This window comes from Sphingomonas sp. SP4 (assembly GCF_058313375.1).
The window spans coordinates 539,032-554,923 of record NZ_JBZFLE010000002.1; the positions used below are offsets into that span (position 1 = coordinate 539,032).

Below are 15,892 nucleotides of genomic sequence, written 5' to 3' on the forward strand. Positions count from 1 at the left end.
CTTGAACCTTTCAGTGGGCGCGAATGAAGAGGTTCGCGGTGAGCCGTCCCTCGCGAGGGTCGGCGCTAAAGCTCATGCCCTCCGGAATGATGCCCGAATGAAGGAGGCTTCCTTGATAGATGATGAGCTGGTCGGGAATGGCTTCGACCGCACCGATCTCTTCGAAGAAATCGTCGGATCCTCTCAAGTATCCTGAGTCCTTCGAAAGCTTCGCCGCGTCCGCTTTGGCCGTAGCCACAAAGCGAGCCAGATTTTCTTCAGTAACTCGTTCGATGCCTGTCGATCGCTGTCGATAGAATGCAGTGCCGGTTCCCGAAGGCACCTGCAGGAAATGCAGTAGCGCGAGATACTTCTGGTCGGTTGAATCGAAATGTGGTGCCCGCTGTGCGGGACTGAGTTCGTGCGGCTGCAACGTCACCATCGAGAAGCTCGCCTCGATGAGGTCGAAGCCATTCGTTTCGAACGCCCCCGCGATGAACTGCGCGGCTTCTTGGCAGGTACGTTCAACGTATGAGTCGGCGTCGGTGTCGTTGCGCGAAATGATCCTGCGAAGGCCCGGATAGTAATTGTTCTGCAAGCGCGGAAACGGTGCGAGCTGTTCAGCAAGCCGTACGACCGCTTCGGGCGAGCCAGTGAATTCGTCGATGACCACGACGGGACTTTGGCTGTTTCCGAAACGGCGCAGCTCAGGCTTCAACTCGTGGCCTCAAGAAAAAGGAGGGAGACGTTTCCGTCTCCCTCCTTCGAAATACACTCTCTTAGAACTTGAACGACAGACCAGCCTGGAACTGACGCTGGTCGTTGGAGATCTGGCTGCGGTTGTCGACGAACGTCGGGTGATCGCCGCCGCCGGCGCCCCACGCCGAGTAGGTGTGGTTGATCCAGTCGAATGCATTGAAGACCTGGAAGTCTGCCGTGACCTCTGTCCCGTATGGCAGCTTAAAGGTCTTGGCGAGACGAAGGTCGAGGCGCTTAAATCCGAACGTCTTGTGCGGGAAGTAGACGCCCGCGAGGTTCGCATAACCCGTGGCACCGACCGGCACCGGGAAGGGGCCGGTTACAGGCGTACAGCAAGGCGCGATCAGATGGCCGAAAGCAGGACCGCCAGAGAGCGTCAGAATGCCGGAGGCAGTGATGCCCCAAGGAGCGCGCCAGTTGACCGAAGTGACAGACCGCCACTTCTCGACTGCCGGAACATAGTTCCATCCATAGGTGTCGAGGTTAGGACCATTGAACATCTCGTCGCCGAAGAAGTCCTGGCCAATGTTCTGACGAGCCCACTGCAGGGTGAAGGACTGAGTGAAACCCCAGACGCTCCTATCGTTGAACGGCTTTTCAATCTGTAGATAGAAAGCGTCCAGCTTCGCCTGGCCGTTGTTCTGCAAGCGATTCAGCTTGCCGTTGAAGCCAGTCAGTTGGCCGTTGGTGGCGCCCGGACATCCTGCAACGCTGTCAGGCGTGTTATCGATGATCCACGTGTCGCCACCATTCATGCAGTTAGGGAAGACGGTATAGTAGCCGTTCGCGTAGAAGTTGGCGCGCGTGTACAGTGAGATATTGCGCGATTCCACGTGGCTGTAAGTAAGCGACGACTGGATATCCCCGAACCGCTTGCGGATGCCCAGATCGAACTGATCCGAATAGGGCATCTTCACCTTGTTCGGGAGCACCCAAACCGCGCCGCCCGTGTAGCCCAGGCTTGCCAGATAAGTGCGCAGAGCCGCCGGATCGCTACAATATGTCGGCGGCGTTCCGCTTGCGCAGGCGGCCGCGAATGGTGCCCCGGTTGTTAGCACTGCGTTGCTGTTCTGCAGCGTCTCGAGAACGCCCTGGATGAACAGCGGCCGGTCATAGTAGCGACCCGCGCCCGCGAAGAGCACGATATCGCGGTCACCATGCACGTCATATGACGCGCCAAGCCGCGGCTGGAATTCGCCCCAGAACGGCTTACGGTTGTTGCCGTCGGAGATGTAATCCTCAGGATTGATGCCGCGGGCAGCCCAGCCCGGATACGAGCGCAGCGCCGCCGCGATTGCCGCCGGAGTTACATAATTTTTGTTGTTGGGATTGCTTTCGAAATCCCAGCGCAGGCCGGCATTGACGGTCCAATGCTCATCGGGCTTCCATTCGTCCTGAATGTAGAGTCCGATCTGCGTGTCCTTGCCCGCAACGAGGGGCGAGGGCGCAACATTGATGCGACCGGCAGCCGGCGTGGCCGTTGTGATGTCGAAGTTGCTCGGACACACGCCACCGGTGACGGGGTTGAGAGGGTCGCACGGATTCGCGACGAAGTACGTTCCGTTGAAGCTCGAATTTTCCTCGCGCGACAGCTTGTAAAAAGTGATCTGGCCGCCGGCCTTGAACGTATGCTCGCCGTGGCGCAGCGTTGCATCGTCCTTGACCACCCAGGACTTCTCGATGTCATTCTGCTGGAAGCTGTTCGCCCCGAGTTGTGCGACCACGTTACCGGTATTGACGGTGCCGTCATTATTGAAGCCCACGAGAAGGTACTCGGGCCCCTGAGTGATGTTGGGCGTGCCTTGGTTTGCCTTGTCGTAAGCAATGTTCAGCAGGTTGAGGAAGTTGCCGGAACTGTGCCGCCACTGCAGCTGACCGCGCGTCTGCTCGGTCGTCAGATAGTGACCGTGACTTTGCGCCGCATTGCCACCGTAATCGCTGACGTTGCTCTGCTTACGCTTGTAGCCAATCAGGTTCACCGTGTCGTTCGGGGTGGCGAACCATGTCAGCTTTCCGAAGTATAGGCGCTGCTTGAAGTCTTGCGGAGCAGATCCGCTGATTTCAGAGGCAATATTGCCCGGCACGGGAACCGTAATGCTCAGATTGAGCGGTGGCAGCGTCTGATCTGTACCTTCGAAGGCTGCGTAGAAGCTGAGCTTACCCGGGATGATCGGACCGCCAATGTCGCCGCCGAATTGCTTGCGGTTATAATCCTGCTTCGCACCGCTCGAGTAGGCGCGCTTTCCGATGAATGCTTTCGGCTGCCAATCGAAGAACAGGTCACCGTGGAAGTGATCGCCGCCGGTCTTGGTGATGGCAGTCAACACGGCAGCCGCGGACTGGCCGATTTCAGCACCGAAGTTCTGCGTAGAGAGCTGATATTCCTGAATCGCGATCTGGGGGAACGGATTGCCGAAAGAGCCGAAGTTCTGACCGAACATACCGCCGTGATTGATCGGGTTCTTGAACGTCATCCCGTCGAGCAGAATGTTCGAGTTCGCGGGACTGAGGGCGCCGGCCTGAAGCTGCACGGCACCGCTCGGGTTTGTTAGTTGAACGCCCGGCGCAAGGGCTGCGAAGCTCAGGAAGTTGCGCTGGTTCTGCGGCAGGTTCTCAATCTGAGCGGGCGTGATGTTGGTCGCGACGGTCTGAGCCTGCACCGGTTGAGCCGTGCGGCGGCCGGTGACGACAATGGAGCGGCCACCGGGGGCAGCGGGGGCAGCGGCCTCAGCGAAGTCGACCGCGACGGTTTGACCGAGGTTCAGCGTCGTGTTCTGCGCTGCCTTACCCTCGATCGATACCGTATAATCCGACGGCCGAAGTCCGAGGATGACGTAATTGCCTTTGACATCAACCGTACCCGTGAAGCGCTGGCCTGTATGCGTGTCGACCGCGACAACCTGCGTGCCGGCCTTGGCGCCGTCGACATGTCCTTCGATCGAGCCGAACTCCGACTGTGCGTAGGCAGGCGTCGCGAGACCGATCGTGGCCGCGATCGCAAAAGCGGAAATGCCAGATGCAAGCTGACGCTTGCGAATGATGGTGCTCACTTAACCCCTCTCCCTAGGCGAATGCCCGTGTAACCGGTTACATATACAGATCGGCCATTTGGCTCTTTCGGCGCGAAAGAGCGCGCGGAATCGGGATGTGTCAATTACAGGTGTGGGTGAAGACCCTCACATTTCCGGCCATTGTGACTTTCACGCCACGAACCTCAGTCAACGCGGCCGTTCGTAACTGATCTTGAAATTGACGTCCGGTGCGGTCGTCTGTTGCGGTGGCGTGTTCGGCGGCAAACGCCTCAGGAAATCGCCGTGATCGGGAAGGCTGTCGGCGACTTGCTCGATCGTCTCCTGCAGGTCGTCCAGAAAACCGAAGAGCGTGTCGTCATCGACAAATTCCGTGACGGGATCGGCATGCATGTCGAAGCCTTGGCCGATCAGGCACTGGACCCAGCTTTCCTCCGCAAAGAGCTCGGCAGCGCCTCGCTTGAAGAAGCGGCCTGACGAGCGGAAGAGCTCGAAACGTTCGTTCAGTGAGTCAGGCACATCCATCTCGCGCACATAGTCCCAGAAGGGATCTTCCGTGCGCCGCGTCACCTTATAGTGCGCGATGATGAAGTCGCGCACATCTTCATATTCGAAGCGCGATTGGCGGTTGTACTCGTTGATGTCGGCTTCCGAAAAACCGAGCGACGGGAAGATGCCGAGCAGCCGCAGGATGCCCGTCTGGATCAGGTGAATGCTGGTCGATTCCAGCGGCTCGAGAAACCCGGAGGCGAGACCGAGCGAAACGACATTCTTGTCCCACGCCTTGAGCCGCCGGCCCGGCGCGAAACGAACCGGGCGCGGATCCGCCATGGCTTCACCGTCGAGGTTAGCGAGAAGCGATTCCGCAACTTCCTCGTCGCTCACCAGGTCCGAGGAATAGACGTAGCCGTTGCCGATCCGGTGCTGCAGCGGGATGCGCCATTGCCATCCGGCCTTCCGCGCCGTCGAACGCGTGTAGGGAGTGACCGGGGAGACGCTAGCGCAAGGCACGGCTTGTGCACGGTCGCAAAGCAGCCACTGCTTCCAGCTTTCGTAGCCGACTCCGAGTGCATCGCCGATCAGCAACGCGCGCATGCCGGAGCAATCCACGAACAGGTCGCCGCCGACCTCGCGCCCGTCGGTGAGCTTCACCCTTTCGACGAAGCCATTCTCCGGATCCTGAATGACTTCGACGATCCGACCCTCGACGCGCTGTACGCCTCGAGCCTCGCTCTCGCTCCGCAGGAAGCGCGCGAACAGCGACGCGTCGAAATGGTAAGCGTAGTCGATGTCGCGCAGCGGTGAATTGGGCGTCCGCGTATCCGGGAACGCGAACCGGTTCTTGAGGCTGGCGACGCAGTTGATCGCATACGCATCGAACGGCTTCACCTTCTCGGCTGCACGTGCCCGAGCCGCGAGCCAAAGCTGATGCGGGTGCAGCCAGAGCATGTCTCGGCCGATCTTGCCGAAGCCGTGGATGTACATCTCACCTGGAGCACCCCAGTCGACGAACTGGATGCCGAGCTTGAAGCTCGCCTTGCTTTCCGAGATCATCTTGAGCGGATCGATGCCCGCGAGCGTCATGTAGTTGCGGATGTGCGGGATCGTCGCTTCGCCGACGCCGATCGTTCCGATCTCGTCGGACTCGATCAGCTTGATCTCGACCTTCGTGAGCCACTGCGAGAGGACGGCTGCTGTCATCCATCCAGCGGTGCCACCACCCACGATCGTTACCCTGCGAACGGGTTGATCCGGCCGAGCCATTCAATCTCCCACACTCCGAGTCCGCGGCCGCTTACACCAACGCAGGGCGTTCGTCGCAAGGTTGCGTTTAATTGGGTGAGATTTGGGCGTAAGTTGCGGCATGCGCATTACGCCTCTCATTATTGGATCAACGCTGTGCGCTTGCGCGGTCTCGTCCGGACCCGCTCCGCAAGGCCAATCAGCGACACCTTCCGGCACTGCGGGAACGCCGCAGCGATGCGTGCTGATCGTGCCGTCTGAGTCGCTTCGAGTATCCCCAAGCGATCCGCGCGTCCTGCTATATGGTAGAGGCCGGACGACCTGGGCCAATCACCTCAACGACTGCAGCATCCGCCCAGACGCGACCTTGGTCGTTCAGCCAATCGGATCATCTTATTGTCGCGGCGATCTCGTGCGGTCGTTCGACCCGATCACACGCATCCAAGGCAACGCCTGCGTGCTTGGCGACTTCGTGCCCTACGCGCGCTGAAGATCCGCGGGGTCGGTTCGGGCCGTCCACCGCGACATTGCAAGCAAGCTGAAGCTTGCGAGAAGTGTCGTCGCCGCGCCCAGCGCGAAGAAAGCGGCAGGCGGAATCTTCAGCCAATATGCGCCCATGATCCCGGCGAGGAGGCTGCCGAGAAATTTGGCGATGTACCATCCGCCCATCGCCATCGAGGCGAAGCGCAACGGCGCCAATGACTCGACGAGTGTCAGGCCGACCGGGATCACGAACAGCTCGCCCAAGGTGAGGAGCACGAAATAGACGAATACCCAGAGCGAGCTGACGCGAGCGCCTTCAACGCCACTAGCTGTTGCCGCCGAGACCATCACCAGCATTGCAGCTGTGGCGATCAGGCAGCCGATCGCCATTCGCCGAAGCAGATGCGCGGTTGTTTCCTTCGCCTTGCGCCGCCGCCAGAAGCGGATGAGCAACGGCGTTCCGATAATGATCAGAAGCGGATTGATCGACTGGAACCAGGTCGCGGGGATTGAGACCTGCCGGCCGAACAGGTTCAGGGATCGGTCGGTGAAATCCGACACCCAGAGCGCAATCACGTTGCCGCTCTGCTCGTAGCCGACGCGGAACAGCACAACCATCGCGATCATCAGTAGCAGCGTCACGACATGCTCCCGGATCACCGGCGTCGATCGCGCTTCAGTGGCGAGCTCGGCGCGGTTCGGTTCGGGAGGGAGCAACCTCAGGAAGCTGCAATAGATGACCAGCCCGATAGCCATCCCAATGCCGGCGGCAGTGAAGCCCCAGTGCCAGCCGTAGATCTCGCCCAGCGTTCCGCACACCAAGGGTGCAAGGAGGCCGCCCAAATTGATGCCCATGTAGTAGGCACTGTAGGCATAGGCCTTTCGCGGGTCGTCGTCGGCGTAAAGGCTACCGACCTGAATCGCGAGTGGCGGGATGAAGAGGCCGTTGCCCAGCGCGACCAGCACCAGCGCCGGAAACAGCAATGCTTCGAAGGCCATGGCGAAATGGCCGAGCATCATCATCGCACCACCGATGATCACACTCACCGTACGGCCCAGCCATCGGTCGGCAATCAACCCTCCGAAAAAGGGGCTGAAGAACGCGGCCGCACCATAAGCGCCGTAGATCAGCGACGACTTGGCCTGCGAAAAGCCGAGATGCTTCGTCATGTAATAGACGAGCAGGGCCTGCAGTCCGAAGAACGAGAACTCCGCCCACATCTGGGTCGTGAACAGAACCGTCAGGCCGGGGGGATGCCCGAACAAAGTCCGGGCCGGCACGTCCCCTCTCCTGATCGTGCCGGCCCGGGTCACGTCGTCAGTAGTTCAGCGAAGCGGTGAGCAGTCCTGCGTCGAGGCAGACCCACGCAAGGAACAGAGCTGCCACAGCCACAAGGATTGCCCAGATTGTCGCGACCTTATGCTTGCCTGGCGAGCGAGCCACGATCCAGGCGTTCCACGCGGCGATGAACGAGCCGATGATCGCAAGGATCAGGACAAGCTGGAGCAAGCGCATCCAGATGTCGGCTCCGCCGTTCAGGAACGTCAGGTCCTTCTCGATGACCGACAGGATGATCACCCAGCCCATGACCACCGCGAGATAGAGCCAGGCCGTAATGCGCGTGGCCCGATGCAGCAGCAACGGTCGGCCGCTCAGGGTCGCCGCAGCCTTGTACTTCCTCCGAACAAGCGCAGAGATCGGCCATGCAAAGGCGGCGACCAGCATGATGAAAAGCGCGAGCCCAGCGGCCGGCAAGATCCAGCCCGCGTTGAGCGAGCCCGGCGCCGGAAGGAACTCGATGATCGCCGCATAAGGCGTGATCGAGAACATCTTCACGCGACCATTGCTGTCGACGACGGCTTCGAGCTTGTCGCTGCCGTTGACCTCCTGCCACACCCAAGGCGCGACTTCCCGCCACTTGCGCGGTGCGCCCGACGGGTCCGTAACCGTGGAGACGGTCAGGATGCCATCCTGATCGACCGACACCTTGCTCTCGCCGAGCAGCGCCAGCATGCGGAAGAAGTTGAAGCCACCTGCACGGCTGCTGACGTAGTGCCCGGACAAGGCCTGACCATGCGCCTTGGCGGTGCTGGTGGTCGGCAGCTTCTTCTCGGGGGCCGGGAAGTAACGGTCGGTGAAATCCTCGAACAGCTGCTCGCGAAGCGGATGCACGGCCGTATTCTTGCCCGCGCTGTTCATCGATACGTACAGCCCGACATTCTTGTCGAGGAACAGGTGCAGGTCGGAATGCATGAAGATCGTGTCGCCGCCATGACCGACGATGTTCAGGCCGTTCCGGTCCTCATGATAGAAGCCGAGCGCCATCGACGGCAGCGAAGTGTAGAAGTGGTTCGCCGGCGCGTGCATCAGCTGCGCCGTCGCGGGATTGAGCAAAGGTCCGCCGTTGTTGAGATGGGCAATCATGAACTTGCCCATGTCCGAACCGGACGCCGCCAGCGCGCCGGCCGGAGCCAGCGGGATGATCTCATATGGCTGGGGTTTGTCCGACCCATATTCGTAGCTGTTCGACATGAACGGCTTGAAGTTCGCTGGAAGCGGCTGCTCGAAGGTCGAATGCGCCATTCCGAGCGGATCGAAAATGTGCCGCTGGACATATTGGTTGAACGGCTCGCCCGAGACGCGCTCGACGATATAGCCGGCCAGCGATGCACCGTAGTTGGAATAAGCGGGCATCGTTCCCGGCGGATAAATGCGGCCAGGGACCCAGCGCTTGAGCGCGTCGCCGAGCGACACGGGCTTCTTGTCGTAATCGATCAGGAACTTCGCCGTTTCCTCGAAGCCTGCAGTGTGCGTCATCAGGTTGCGAAGCGTGATCGGCTTTCCGAACTTCTCCGGAATTTTGAAGTCGAGGTAGGTGTTGACGTCCTTGTCGAGGTCGAGCTTGCCAGCCTGGACCTGCTGCATGACAGCCGTCCAGGTGAACAGCTTAGACACAGAGCCGGGACGGAACATGGTCGTGGCGGGATCGACCGGCTTCTGGTCCTTCACGTTCGAATAACCGAAGCCGCGCTCCGTCAGCGGCTGACCGTCCTTGACGACGACCACGACCGCGCCGGGGATGCCACCCGCCTTGAGCGCATACGGCATGAAGCCGTCGAGCCACGCGTCCACGTCGGCCTTGGTGAGCTCACGAGCCGTCGTTCCGGTTGCGGAAGTCGCCGGCGTTTGCGGCGCTGGAAGTACCGCCGTATTGGACTTGGTCGGCTGCAGTTGCGCAGGCGATTGGGCGGAGGCTGGGATGGCCGCTGCAGCAAGCGCCGCGAGAATCCACTTCATCGGTCGCATCTTTCCTCTCCGACCCTAGTAGTTCACGCCGAGTGTGACGCCGAAAGCCCGTGGACGGATGATGCCCGTGCCGACGGCACCGCCTGGATAGAGCTCAAGCGGCGCTTGCCCGGGTCCTGCCACCGACACCACACCATGGCTATTGTTGAGATTCTTCACGTAGGCTTCGACATCGAAACGACCAAACGAGACGCCGGCGAAGAGATCTAGGACACTGTAAGGGTCAACGTGGCGCTGATGCCCGTAGGCAGCCACGAAGTCTGCGTCATAATCTGCAGTCTGGCTCGACAAATGCCGGAGTGATGCGCCGACATGAGCTCGCGCGTTTGCTTTCAACTGCCAATGGTAATCGCCATTCAGGCCCACGCTGAACTTGGGGGTAAACGGCAATTGCTCTCCGGCGAACCCGCCGACGGTTGCAGGAGTGTCGGCAGTCAAGCGCGCGTTGGTGTAGGCCCCGTTGATGGAGAGATCGAGGCCAGACAGAGGGCGCGCTGTTGCCGTGAGTTCGAGCCCATCACTCTTGGCCGTCGAACCATTCGTGTTGATGTTATACGGAAGCCCATCCGACCCAAAGACGGTTGCGAAGAGCTGAATGTCCTTCCACTTGATATGGAAAGCCGCGGCATCGACACTAAACCGATGATCGGCCGTCTGAGCCTTCACTCCCGCTTCCCAACTGGTCACGGTATCGGAATTGAATGTCTGAAGATCTGCAGGCGCATCGGGCGCAATGACGTTCGGACCGCCGGGACGGAAACCCTTGGCTACCCTCGCGTACACGCTGATGTTGGAGTTGATCTTATACTTTGGCGCGAGCGAATAAGTGAACACGTGCTCGCTTGAATGGTTTCTGGTGTCTGATTCTCCAACCAGTAGCCCGCCCGGAGGGGAGGATTGATGAGCCGACTGATCATTCCCGCTGTAACGACCGCCCAGCTGAAGGTCGAATTGGGGCGTGATGTGGAATGTCGCGTCGGCGAAGCCTGCTAGTTCCTTATATTTGGAAGATAGCTGCAAGCTGCCCGGGTCAACATCAAGTGGGGTCATCGTACCCGGCTCAACCGCCACCAACTCCTGCGCGATCAGACCTTTCTCATGAGTATAGAAAGCGCCCACGAGCCAGTCGACGATCTTCGTCTGACCCGCGAGCCTGAGTTCCTGAGTAAATTTGGTTAGATTGGTGTCCTGTGGCTGGAAGAAGTTGTTGGGCGGGAATCCGAATGCGATTTGTAGAAGCGCGCTATAATAGTTCGTGAAGTCTTCGCGGCGATTTTGGTTCTGCTTGCTGAAGCTCGTCGAACTTGTCAGTGTCCCGAAGCCGAGATCGAAAGAACCTGTCGCATTGTACAAGCGATAATGCAGGTTCGAAAAGGTTGGCACGAACTGCGATTGCGACATGCCGTGTAAAGGCTTGAGCGTGACCGGATCCGCCTCAACGAGCGTCGGTGCATTCGCATCGATATTCTGAGCAATTGCGGACAGCCGAATGGAGACCGCCTTGCTTGGCTGAAAGAGGAGCGACGCGCGACCACTGTAGACCTTGTCGCTATTGATGTTCTTAGCGATGTCGGACGGGCCAGGGCCAAAGCCGAGGCCGAAGAGATCTGTGCCTACGGTGCCGATCGAATCGATGAAGCCGCCGTCCTTGCGGAAACTTCCCGAACCTCGAAATGCTACGTTTTTGCCGAGGGGCACGTTCACTGCCAAGTTGGCGTTATAGCCGAGGTCACCACCAGCGACTGTCTCGAGCCCAACGCGGCCACGCACGATCACACTGTCAGTCGATGGTGCGTTGGTGACGAAGCGCAACACACCACCGAGAGAACTTGCGCCGTAAAGTGTGCCCTGCGGCCCGCGTAGAACCTCGATGCGGTTTAGATCGAATGTATCAAAATCGCCTGCGAGGACGCCGCCGTTAACAAGTGCGGTGCTCGACCCGAATGGGCTTTCATCGACATATACGCTGACCACCGACGCAACGCCGCCAGTATTGATGCCGCGAACGATCAGTCGCCCTTCACCAGTTGTCGCCTGGTTCAGTTGGAGGCCTGGAATAAGTTTTAGATAGTCCTGGAAGTTGGTCGCATGCTGCGACTCAAGCGTTTTGCCTGAAACTACCGAAACCGACTGCGGAACGTCGATGAGAAGCTGCGGACGCTTCTCCGCAGTGATCACGATATCGTTCGGATTGCCTAATTGCGCCGGCGCCGGCGCCTGCTGATCCTGCGGTGACGCTGCCGGTGCATTCTGCGCCGACGCCCCCGAAGCCATGGCTGTTGCGCACGCACTGGCCAGCCAAACAGCGACTGAGCGTTTCATCATAGGACTAGCCTCCCCAAGCAGTGTCGTGCAAACATCATTGCCGATCTGTTTCAGGAATGGCAACAGGTTTCTAAGTGGGGCGACCATGGTAGGATCCAGCAAGGAAAACGGCGAGGTCGATCGCCTGATTGGGAACAATGACGACGTGCCGGCGCCAAGCCGCGCGATACGACAGGCGCGGATTGCGCAGGGGCTAAGCCTTCGCGCCTTATCCGCTCGCGCGGGCTTGCCTTATTCGACGCTGTCGAAGCTCGAAAACGGCAAGATGGGATTGACCTACGACAAGCTTATCCGGCTTGCGCAGGCGCTCAACGTGGACCTCAAAGACATCGTCACAGATGCGGATGAGCCGCCTGCCCCTGTCGCCGTGGGGCGTCGAAGCGTCACTCGTGCCGGAGAGGAATTGGACGCCGAATCGGAGCGTCACGTCCACCATTATCCGGCCGCCGATCTCCTCGGAAAAATGATGATTCCGATCATTATTGACGTGCAGGCCCGCAGCGTCGAGGAGCTGGGCGGCCTGGTCCGTCATTCGGGCGAGGAATATCTCTACATCTTGAGCGGAGCGATGGAGTTGCACTCTGACCTCTACGCGCCGCTCCCCCTAGGACCGGGCGACTCTATCTATTTCGATAGCGGCATGGCGCACGGGTACGTGCGAACGAGCAACGAACCTTGCAAAGTGCTCGCAGTTTGCGCCGGCCAGGGCATTCAGCATCTCGCCGGGGCAGCCGGGAAGAGCTGGCGCCTCACGGACGACCACGCACCCGAACAATAGTGTGTTTCAGTATTTGAAACTTTGTTTCGTGTTGCTATGCCAAGGTCATGGCAACGACCACCACTCGCACGCTCAACGTCGAAAAGGCCGCGATCCGCTTCGCTGAACCGTTTCGAATCGCTGGATATCTTTTCAACGCGATGCCGTCCGTGGTCGCGACCATCTCCGATGGCGATAGCGTCGGCCGCGGTGAGGCAGCGGGCGTCTATTATCTTGGCGACGACCAGGACAATATGGTCGCCGCGCTCGAGAAGGTCCGCGCTACGGTCGAGATCGGCCTGTCCCGCGAAGACCTGCAGGTGCTCCTTCCGCCCTGCGGCGCTCGAAACGCCCTCGACTGCGCCCTCTGGGACCTCGAGGCCAAGCTCGCCAGGATCCCGGTTTGGCAGCTCGCGTCCATCTCCAAGCCGAAGCCGCTCACGACGGTGTTCACGCTTCCGGCAGATGACCCGTCAGTCCTAGCGGCGAAAATCCACCGCCTGTCATTCGCCAAGGCGATCAAGCTCAAGCTCGACGGCGACGCCGCCGCAGATCGCGAGCGTATCAGGGTCGTGCGCGAAACCCGCCCGGACGCGTGGATCGGAGTCGACGCCAATCAGGGCTTCGTACGCGAAAGTCTTGAGGATCTCGCCCGCGCGGCCAACGACTACTCCGTCTCCTTAATCGAGCAGCCTCTTAAGCGTGGCGCCGAAGCTGACCTTGAGGGGTGGAAACCCGGCGTTCCTGTGGCGGCGGACGAAAGCATTCTCGACCTCACCGAACTCCGCGAGCGGGCTTCCTATTTCGACGTCATCAATATCAAGCTCGACAAGTGTGGAGGACTGACTGAAGCGCTCAAAATGGCGCGCGCCGCCCGTATGTTCGGCAAGCAGGTGATGGTGGGCAATATGGGCGGGTCGACGCTCGCGATGGCGCCCGGCTTCATTCTCGGTCAGCTATGCGACTTCGTAGATCTCGATGGCCCATACGGCCTCGCCGACGATCCGCTGGCGGAGCGGATTTATTCGGACGGCAACATCTTCGTTCCCGAAGACATTTGGGGCGGAAGCTGACCTGAAGCCGCGACTGAGTTCGATCAATAGCTCAATCAACCATTGGAAGGTACCGGTCCGCCGTCTGGAGATATGGGCGTCGAGCCGTTTACGGGTTCAGGCGCTGTCGGCACTCCATCCACCATTGAGCCATCGTTACCCAGCGAGAGCTGATCGATGAGGCGCTGAACCAGTACGAATTCTTCGCGAAGTTCCTCGAACTGATCCCTGCTCAGATCGTCAGCATTCTCAGCCAATCGCGCCCGCAACTCTTCGAGCCGCTCCAGCCAAGCTGCATATTCTTCAGAGGCGTCCATGGTCCCCTCCGTGGTGGGGGCATAGGGTCGCGCTGGACCGCCGCAAATCAGGACAATCCCCTGCGCTTCGGAAAGGCGAACGAGAAAGCTGGCGGAGACGGAGGGATTCGAACCCTCGGTACGGGAATCCCCCGTACGGCGGTTTAGCAAACCGCTGGTTTCAGCCACTCACCCACGTCTCCGGATGCGGCGATCGCCTGGGGCTATAAGGTCCGGTTTCCGATCCTTCAACCTGCCGCCCCTCGGGAATTACACCTTTCGGCGTTCAGGTCGGCTCGGGCAAGGGATGCCAGACTTACATAAGACAGCACCCGGAACCGGGCCAATTCCGGACATTATAAAGTTGTCTATAAGAATGATTCCCGCAAGACGGACGATTCCATAATAGCCTTTCCCGAAGGTTTCCCGTTCCGACGCGGTAGTCCACGGGAGCTTCTATACTTCGAGTTACCCGTGGAAGCCTAAGTAACCGGTATAAGAGCAGTTCCGTAACACTTGTGGAACGACTGCTCAATCACCACCTTTTGGGCATGCAGGATGGGAATATCCAGTCACTGAAAACAGAGCCGATACGCTTGGGCGATGGGCTGATTCTCTATAAGCAGCCGAAGCGGCCCGGACGTGGCAGCCCCAATTGGTACGCCAGGGTTACGATGCCGGTGGGCAGTCGGAGGGTGCACACGAAGAGCACCGGAACGTCCGATCTAAACCGAGCCAAGCAGCAGGCGCAGGATTTCTATGGCGACATGCTGGTGGCGAGGCGGGGCGGCGTTCTGCCCGAGGGGAAGCTCAGCGATAGAGCGTATCGGTTCGATGTGGTCGCTGATGCTTGGTTAGACGGCCTTCTTACTTCAGCAGGCAACGATGAGCGGAAACTGCGTCGCTTCCACGATCACCGGAAAATCTTGAGAGCCCCGAACGGTCTCCAGTCCTTCTTCAAGAGGCGGGATATCCGAACGATCACATCGAAGATGATCCGTGACTATCTCGATTTTGCCGAAGCCAACAGCAAAGCGGGGGCGTTCAGGCCGACGACGAAGAAGAACCATCTTTCGACGCTGTCGGGATTACTCAACTCGGCAGTCGATTGCGGACGCCTCGATCGGATTCCCCGCCTCCCTACCATTTCGATCAAGGATCGTGCTCGACCAGCTTTCACGGCGGACGAGTATCGTAAGCTGAATCTCGTTTGCTGGTCCTTCGAAAGACACTTCGCCCGGGCGGCTGATCACGAGCAGCTTCGTCGGATGCAGGAGCTTCGCGACCACATCGTCTTCATGGTGAATTCGTTCCTTCGACCGAGCGAATGGGCAGATCTGAAGCAGAAGCACATCGAGGTCGTGGGCAATTGCGAGAACCCGCATTTGAAGATCACGGTGCCGGGCGGGAAGACGGGTAAGAGGGTGGCGGTCACGATGCCAGGTGCCGTTCGGGCTTACCTGCGGGTTCTGAAGCGCTCGGGCGTGGATCCCGAGCGGTACCTCTTCATGCCTGAGTACGCTAATCGGAACACCGCGAAAGAACGGATGGCAGACCGGTTTAAGGACCTCCTAGAGCAGGCCGGCTTCACGCACGACTCATTGGGGCGCAAACGAACGCTCTACAGCCTAAGACACACCGCGCTGATGCTACGGGTGCTGCAAGGTGATGGAGTGGACCTCCTCGCCCTTGCGAAGAACGCGGGCACCTCGCTGGAAATGCTCGAGCGCTTCTACTGCAGCCACCTTCGAGCGGAGCAGAAGATCGCCAATTTGCAGAGCTTCAAAGCAGAGCGACCATCGACCCCTGGACTGGATCGACCGCTCCTCCAGTGGCGCCAAAAAGCGAGCGTCTAAGCGCCCATTGCTAATGTCTGCTTTCGACCCAAAGCAGACATTGGCAGCTTAGCTTCTTAACCGGTTCGTCTTAGAGTGCGGGCATGGACTACCGCCTGAACCTTTATTCCAACGGCAAACTCGTCAGCACCGAGCTGATGGACGCATCTCTCGAGGAATCTAAGCGCCTGGCGTGTGCTGCGCTCGAGAGAAGCGGCGCGCATAGAGCAGAGTTGCTAGCCAGCACGGGCTCAATACTCTTTCAACGCTGGGCAGTCCTGTAATCACGGCAAGCGACTCGTTGGTCGGCGACCGCTCCCAATGTCC

11 protein-coding genes and 1 tRNA gene are annotated in these 15,892 nt (G+C 59.7%); 4 read left to right on the plus strand and 8 right to left on the minus strand.

Going from position 1 to position 15,892, the window contains the following annotated elements:
• Window positions 1-10: 10 nt before the first annotated feature.
• The 3 genes from AC4GYV_RS11955 to AC4GYV_RS11965 form a co-directional block, all read right to left on the minus strand.
• Window positions 11-697: a DUF6445 family protein gene (locus tag AC4GYV_RS11955; RefSeq protein WP_491100929.1), complete on the minus strand. Its 687-nt coding sequence runs from the start codon at window positions 695-697 to the stop codon at window positions 11-13.
• A gap of 61 nt (window positions 698-758) precedes the next feature.
• Entirely contained in the window at window positions 759-3,788 is a 3,030-nt protein-coding gene (locus AC4GYV_RS11960) for a TonB-dependent receptor (protein WP_491100930.1), read from the minus strand.
• 168 nt (window positions 3,789-3,956) lie between these two features.
• Window positions 3,957-5,531: a tryptophan halogenase family protein gene (locus AC4GYV_RS11965; RefSeq protein WP_491100931.1), complete on the minus strand. Its 1,575-nt coding sequence runs from the start codon at window positions 5,529-5,531 to the stop codon at window positions 3,957-3,959.
• A 100-nt stretch (window positions 5,532-5,631) separates the two neighbouring features.
• On the opposite strand from AC4GYV_RS11965, the gene AC4GYV_RS11970 reads away from it, so the two are divergent.
• Complete coding sequence (locus AC4GYV_RS11970; RefSeq protein ID WP_491100932.1) at window positions 5,632-6,000, plus strand: hypothetical protein; 369 nt, start codon at window positions 5,632-5,634, stop codon at window positions 5,998-6,000.
• Here AC4GYV_RS11970 and AC4GYV_RS11975 read toward each other — a convergent pair.
• From AC4GYV_RS11975 to AC4GYV_RS11985, 3 genes are read right to left on the minus strand one after another with little or no spacing between them, the layout of a single operon-like run.
• Window positions 5,988-7,274 (minus strand): peptide MFS transporter, encoded by a 1,287-nt coding sequence (locus AC4GYV_RS11975; RefSeq protein ID WP_491100933.1) that lies wholly within the window; start codon window positions 7,272-7,274, stop codon window positions 5,988-5,990. The genes AC4GYV_RS11970 and AC4GYV_RS11975 overlap by 13 nt on opposite strands.
• Window positions 7,275-7,311: 37 nt before the next feature.
• Window positions 7,312-9,291 carry a serine hydrolase domain-containing protein gene (locus tag AC4GYV_RS11980; RefSeq protein ID WP_491100934.1) on the minus strand — a complete coding sequence of 660 codons (1,980 nt, stop codon included), beginning with the start codon at window positions 9,289-9,291 and terminating at the stop codon, window positions 7,312-7,314.
• A 24-nt stretch (window positions 9,292-9,315) separates the two neighbouring features.
• Window positions 9,316-11,622, minus strand: a complete 2,307-nt coding sequence (locus tag AC4GYV_RS11985) for a TonB-dependent receptor (protein WP_491100935.1) — start codon at window positions 11,620-11,622, stop codon at window positions 9,316-9,318.
• Window positions 11,623-11,710: 88 nt separating this feature from the next.
• On the opposite strand from AC4GYV_RS11985, the gene AC4GYV_RS11990 reads away from it, so the two are divergent.
• Both AC4GYV_RS11990 and AC4GYV_RS11995 read left to right on the plus strand, forming a co-directional pair.
• A complete protein-coding gene (locus tag AC4GYV_RS11990) occupies window positions 11,711-12,403 on the plus strand; it encodes a helix-turn-helix domain-containing protein (RefSeq protein WP_491100936.1) in 693 nt (230 codons plus the stop codon).
• 47 nt (window positions 12,404-12,450) lie between these two features.
• Window positions 12,451-13,455, plus strand: coding sequence for a dipeptide epimerase (locus AC4GYV_RS11995; RefSeq protein ID WP_491100937.1), 1,005 nt, complete (start codon window positions 12,451-12,453; stop codon window positions 13,453-13,455).
• A 35-nt stretch (window positions 13,456-13,490) separates the two neighbouring features.
• Here the strand turns inward: AC4GYV_RS11995 and AC4GYV_RS12000 are convergent, their stop codons facing one another.
• Both AC4GYV_RS12000 and AC4GYV_RS12005 read right to left on the minus strand, forming a co-directional pair.
• Entirely contained in the window at window positions 13,491-13,751 is a 261-nt protein-coding gene (locus AC4GYV_RS12000) for a hypothetical protein (protein ID WP_491100938.1), read from the minus strand.
• 89 nt (window positions 13,752-13,840) lie between these two features.
• Window positions 13,841-13,933: transfer RNA gene (locus tag AC4GYV_RS12005), tRNA-Ser, on the minus strand.
• Window positions 13,934-14,281: 348 nt separating this feature from the next.
• On the opposite strand from AC4GYV_RS12005, the gene AC4GYV_RS12010 reads away from it, so the two are divergent.
• Window positions 14,282-15,586, plus strand: a complete 1,305-nt coding sequence (locus AC4GYV_RS12010; RefSeq protein WP_491100939.1) for a tyrosine-type recombinase/integrase — start codon at window positions 14,282-14,284, stop codon at window positions 15,584-15,586.
• Window positions 15,587-15,892: the final 306 nt, after the last annotated feature.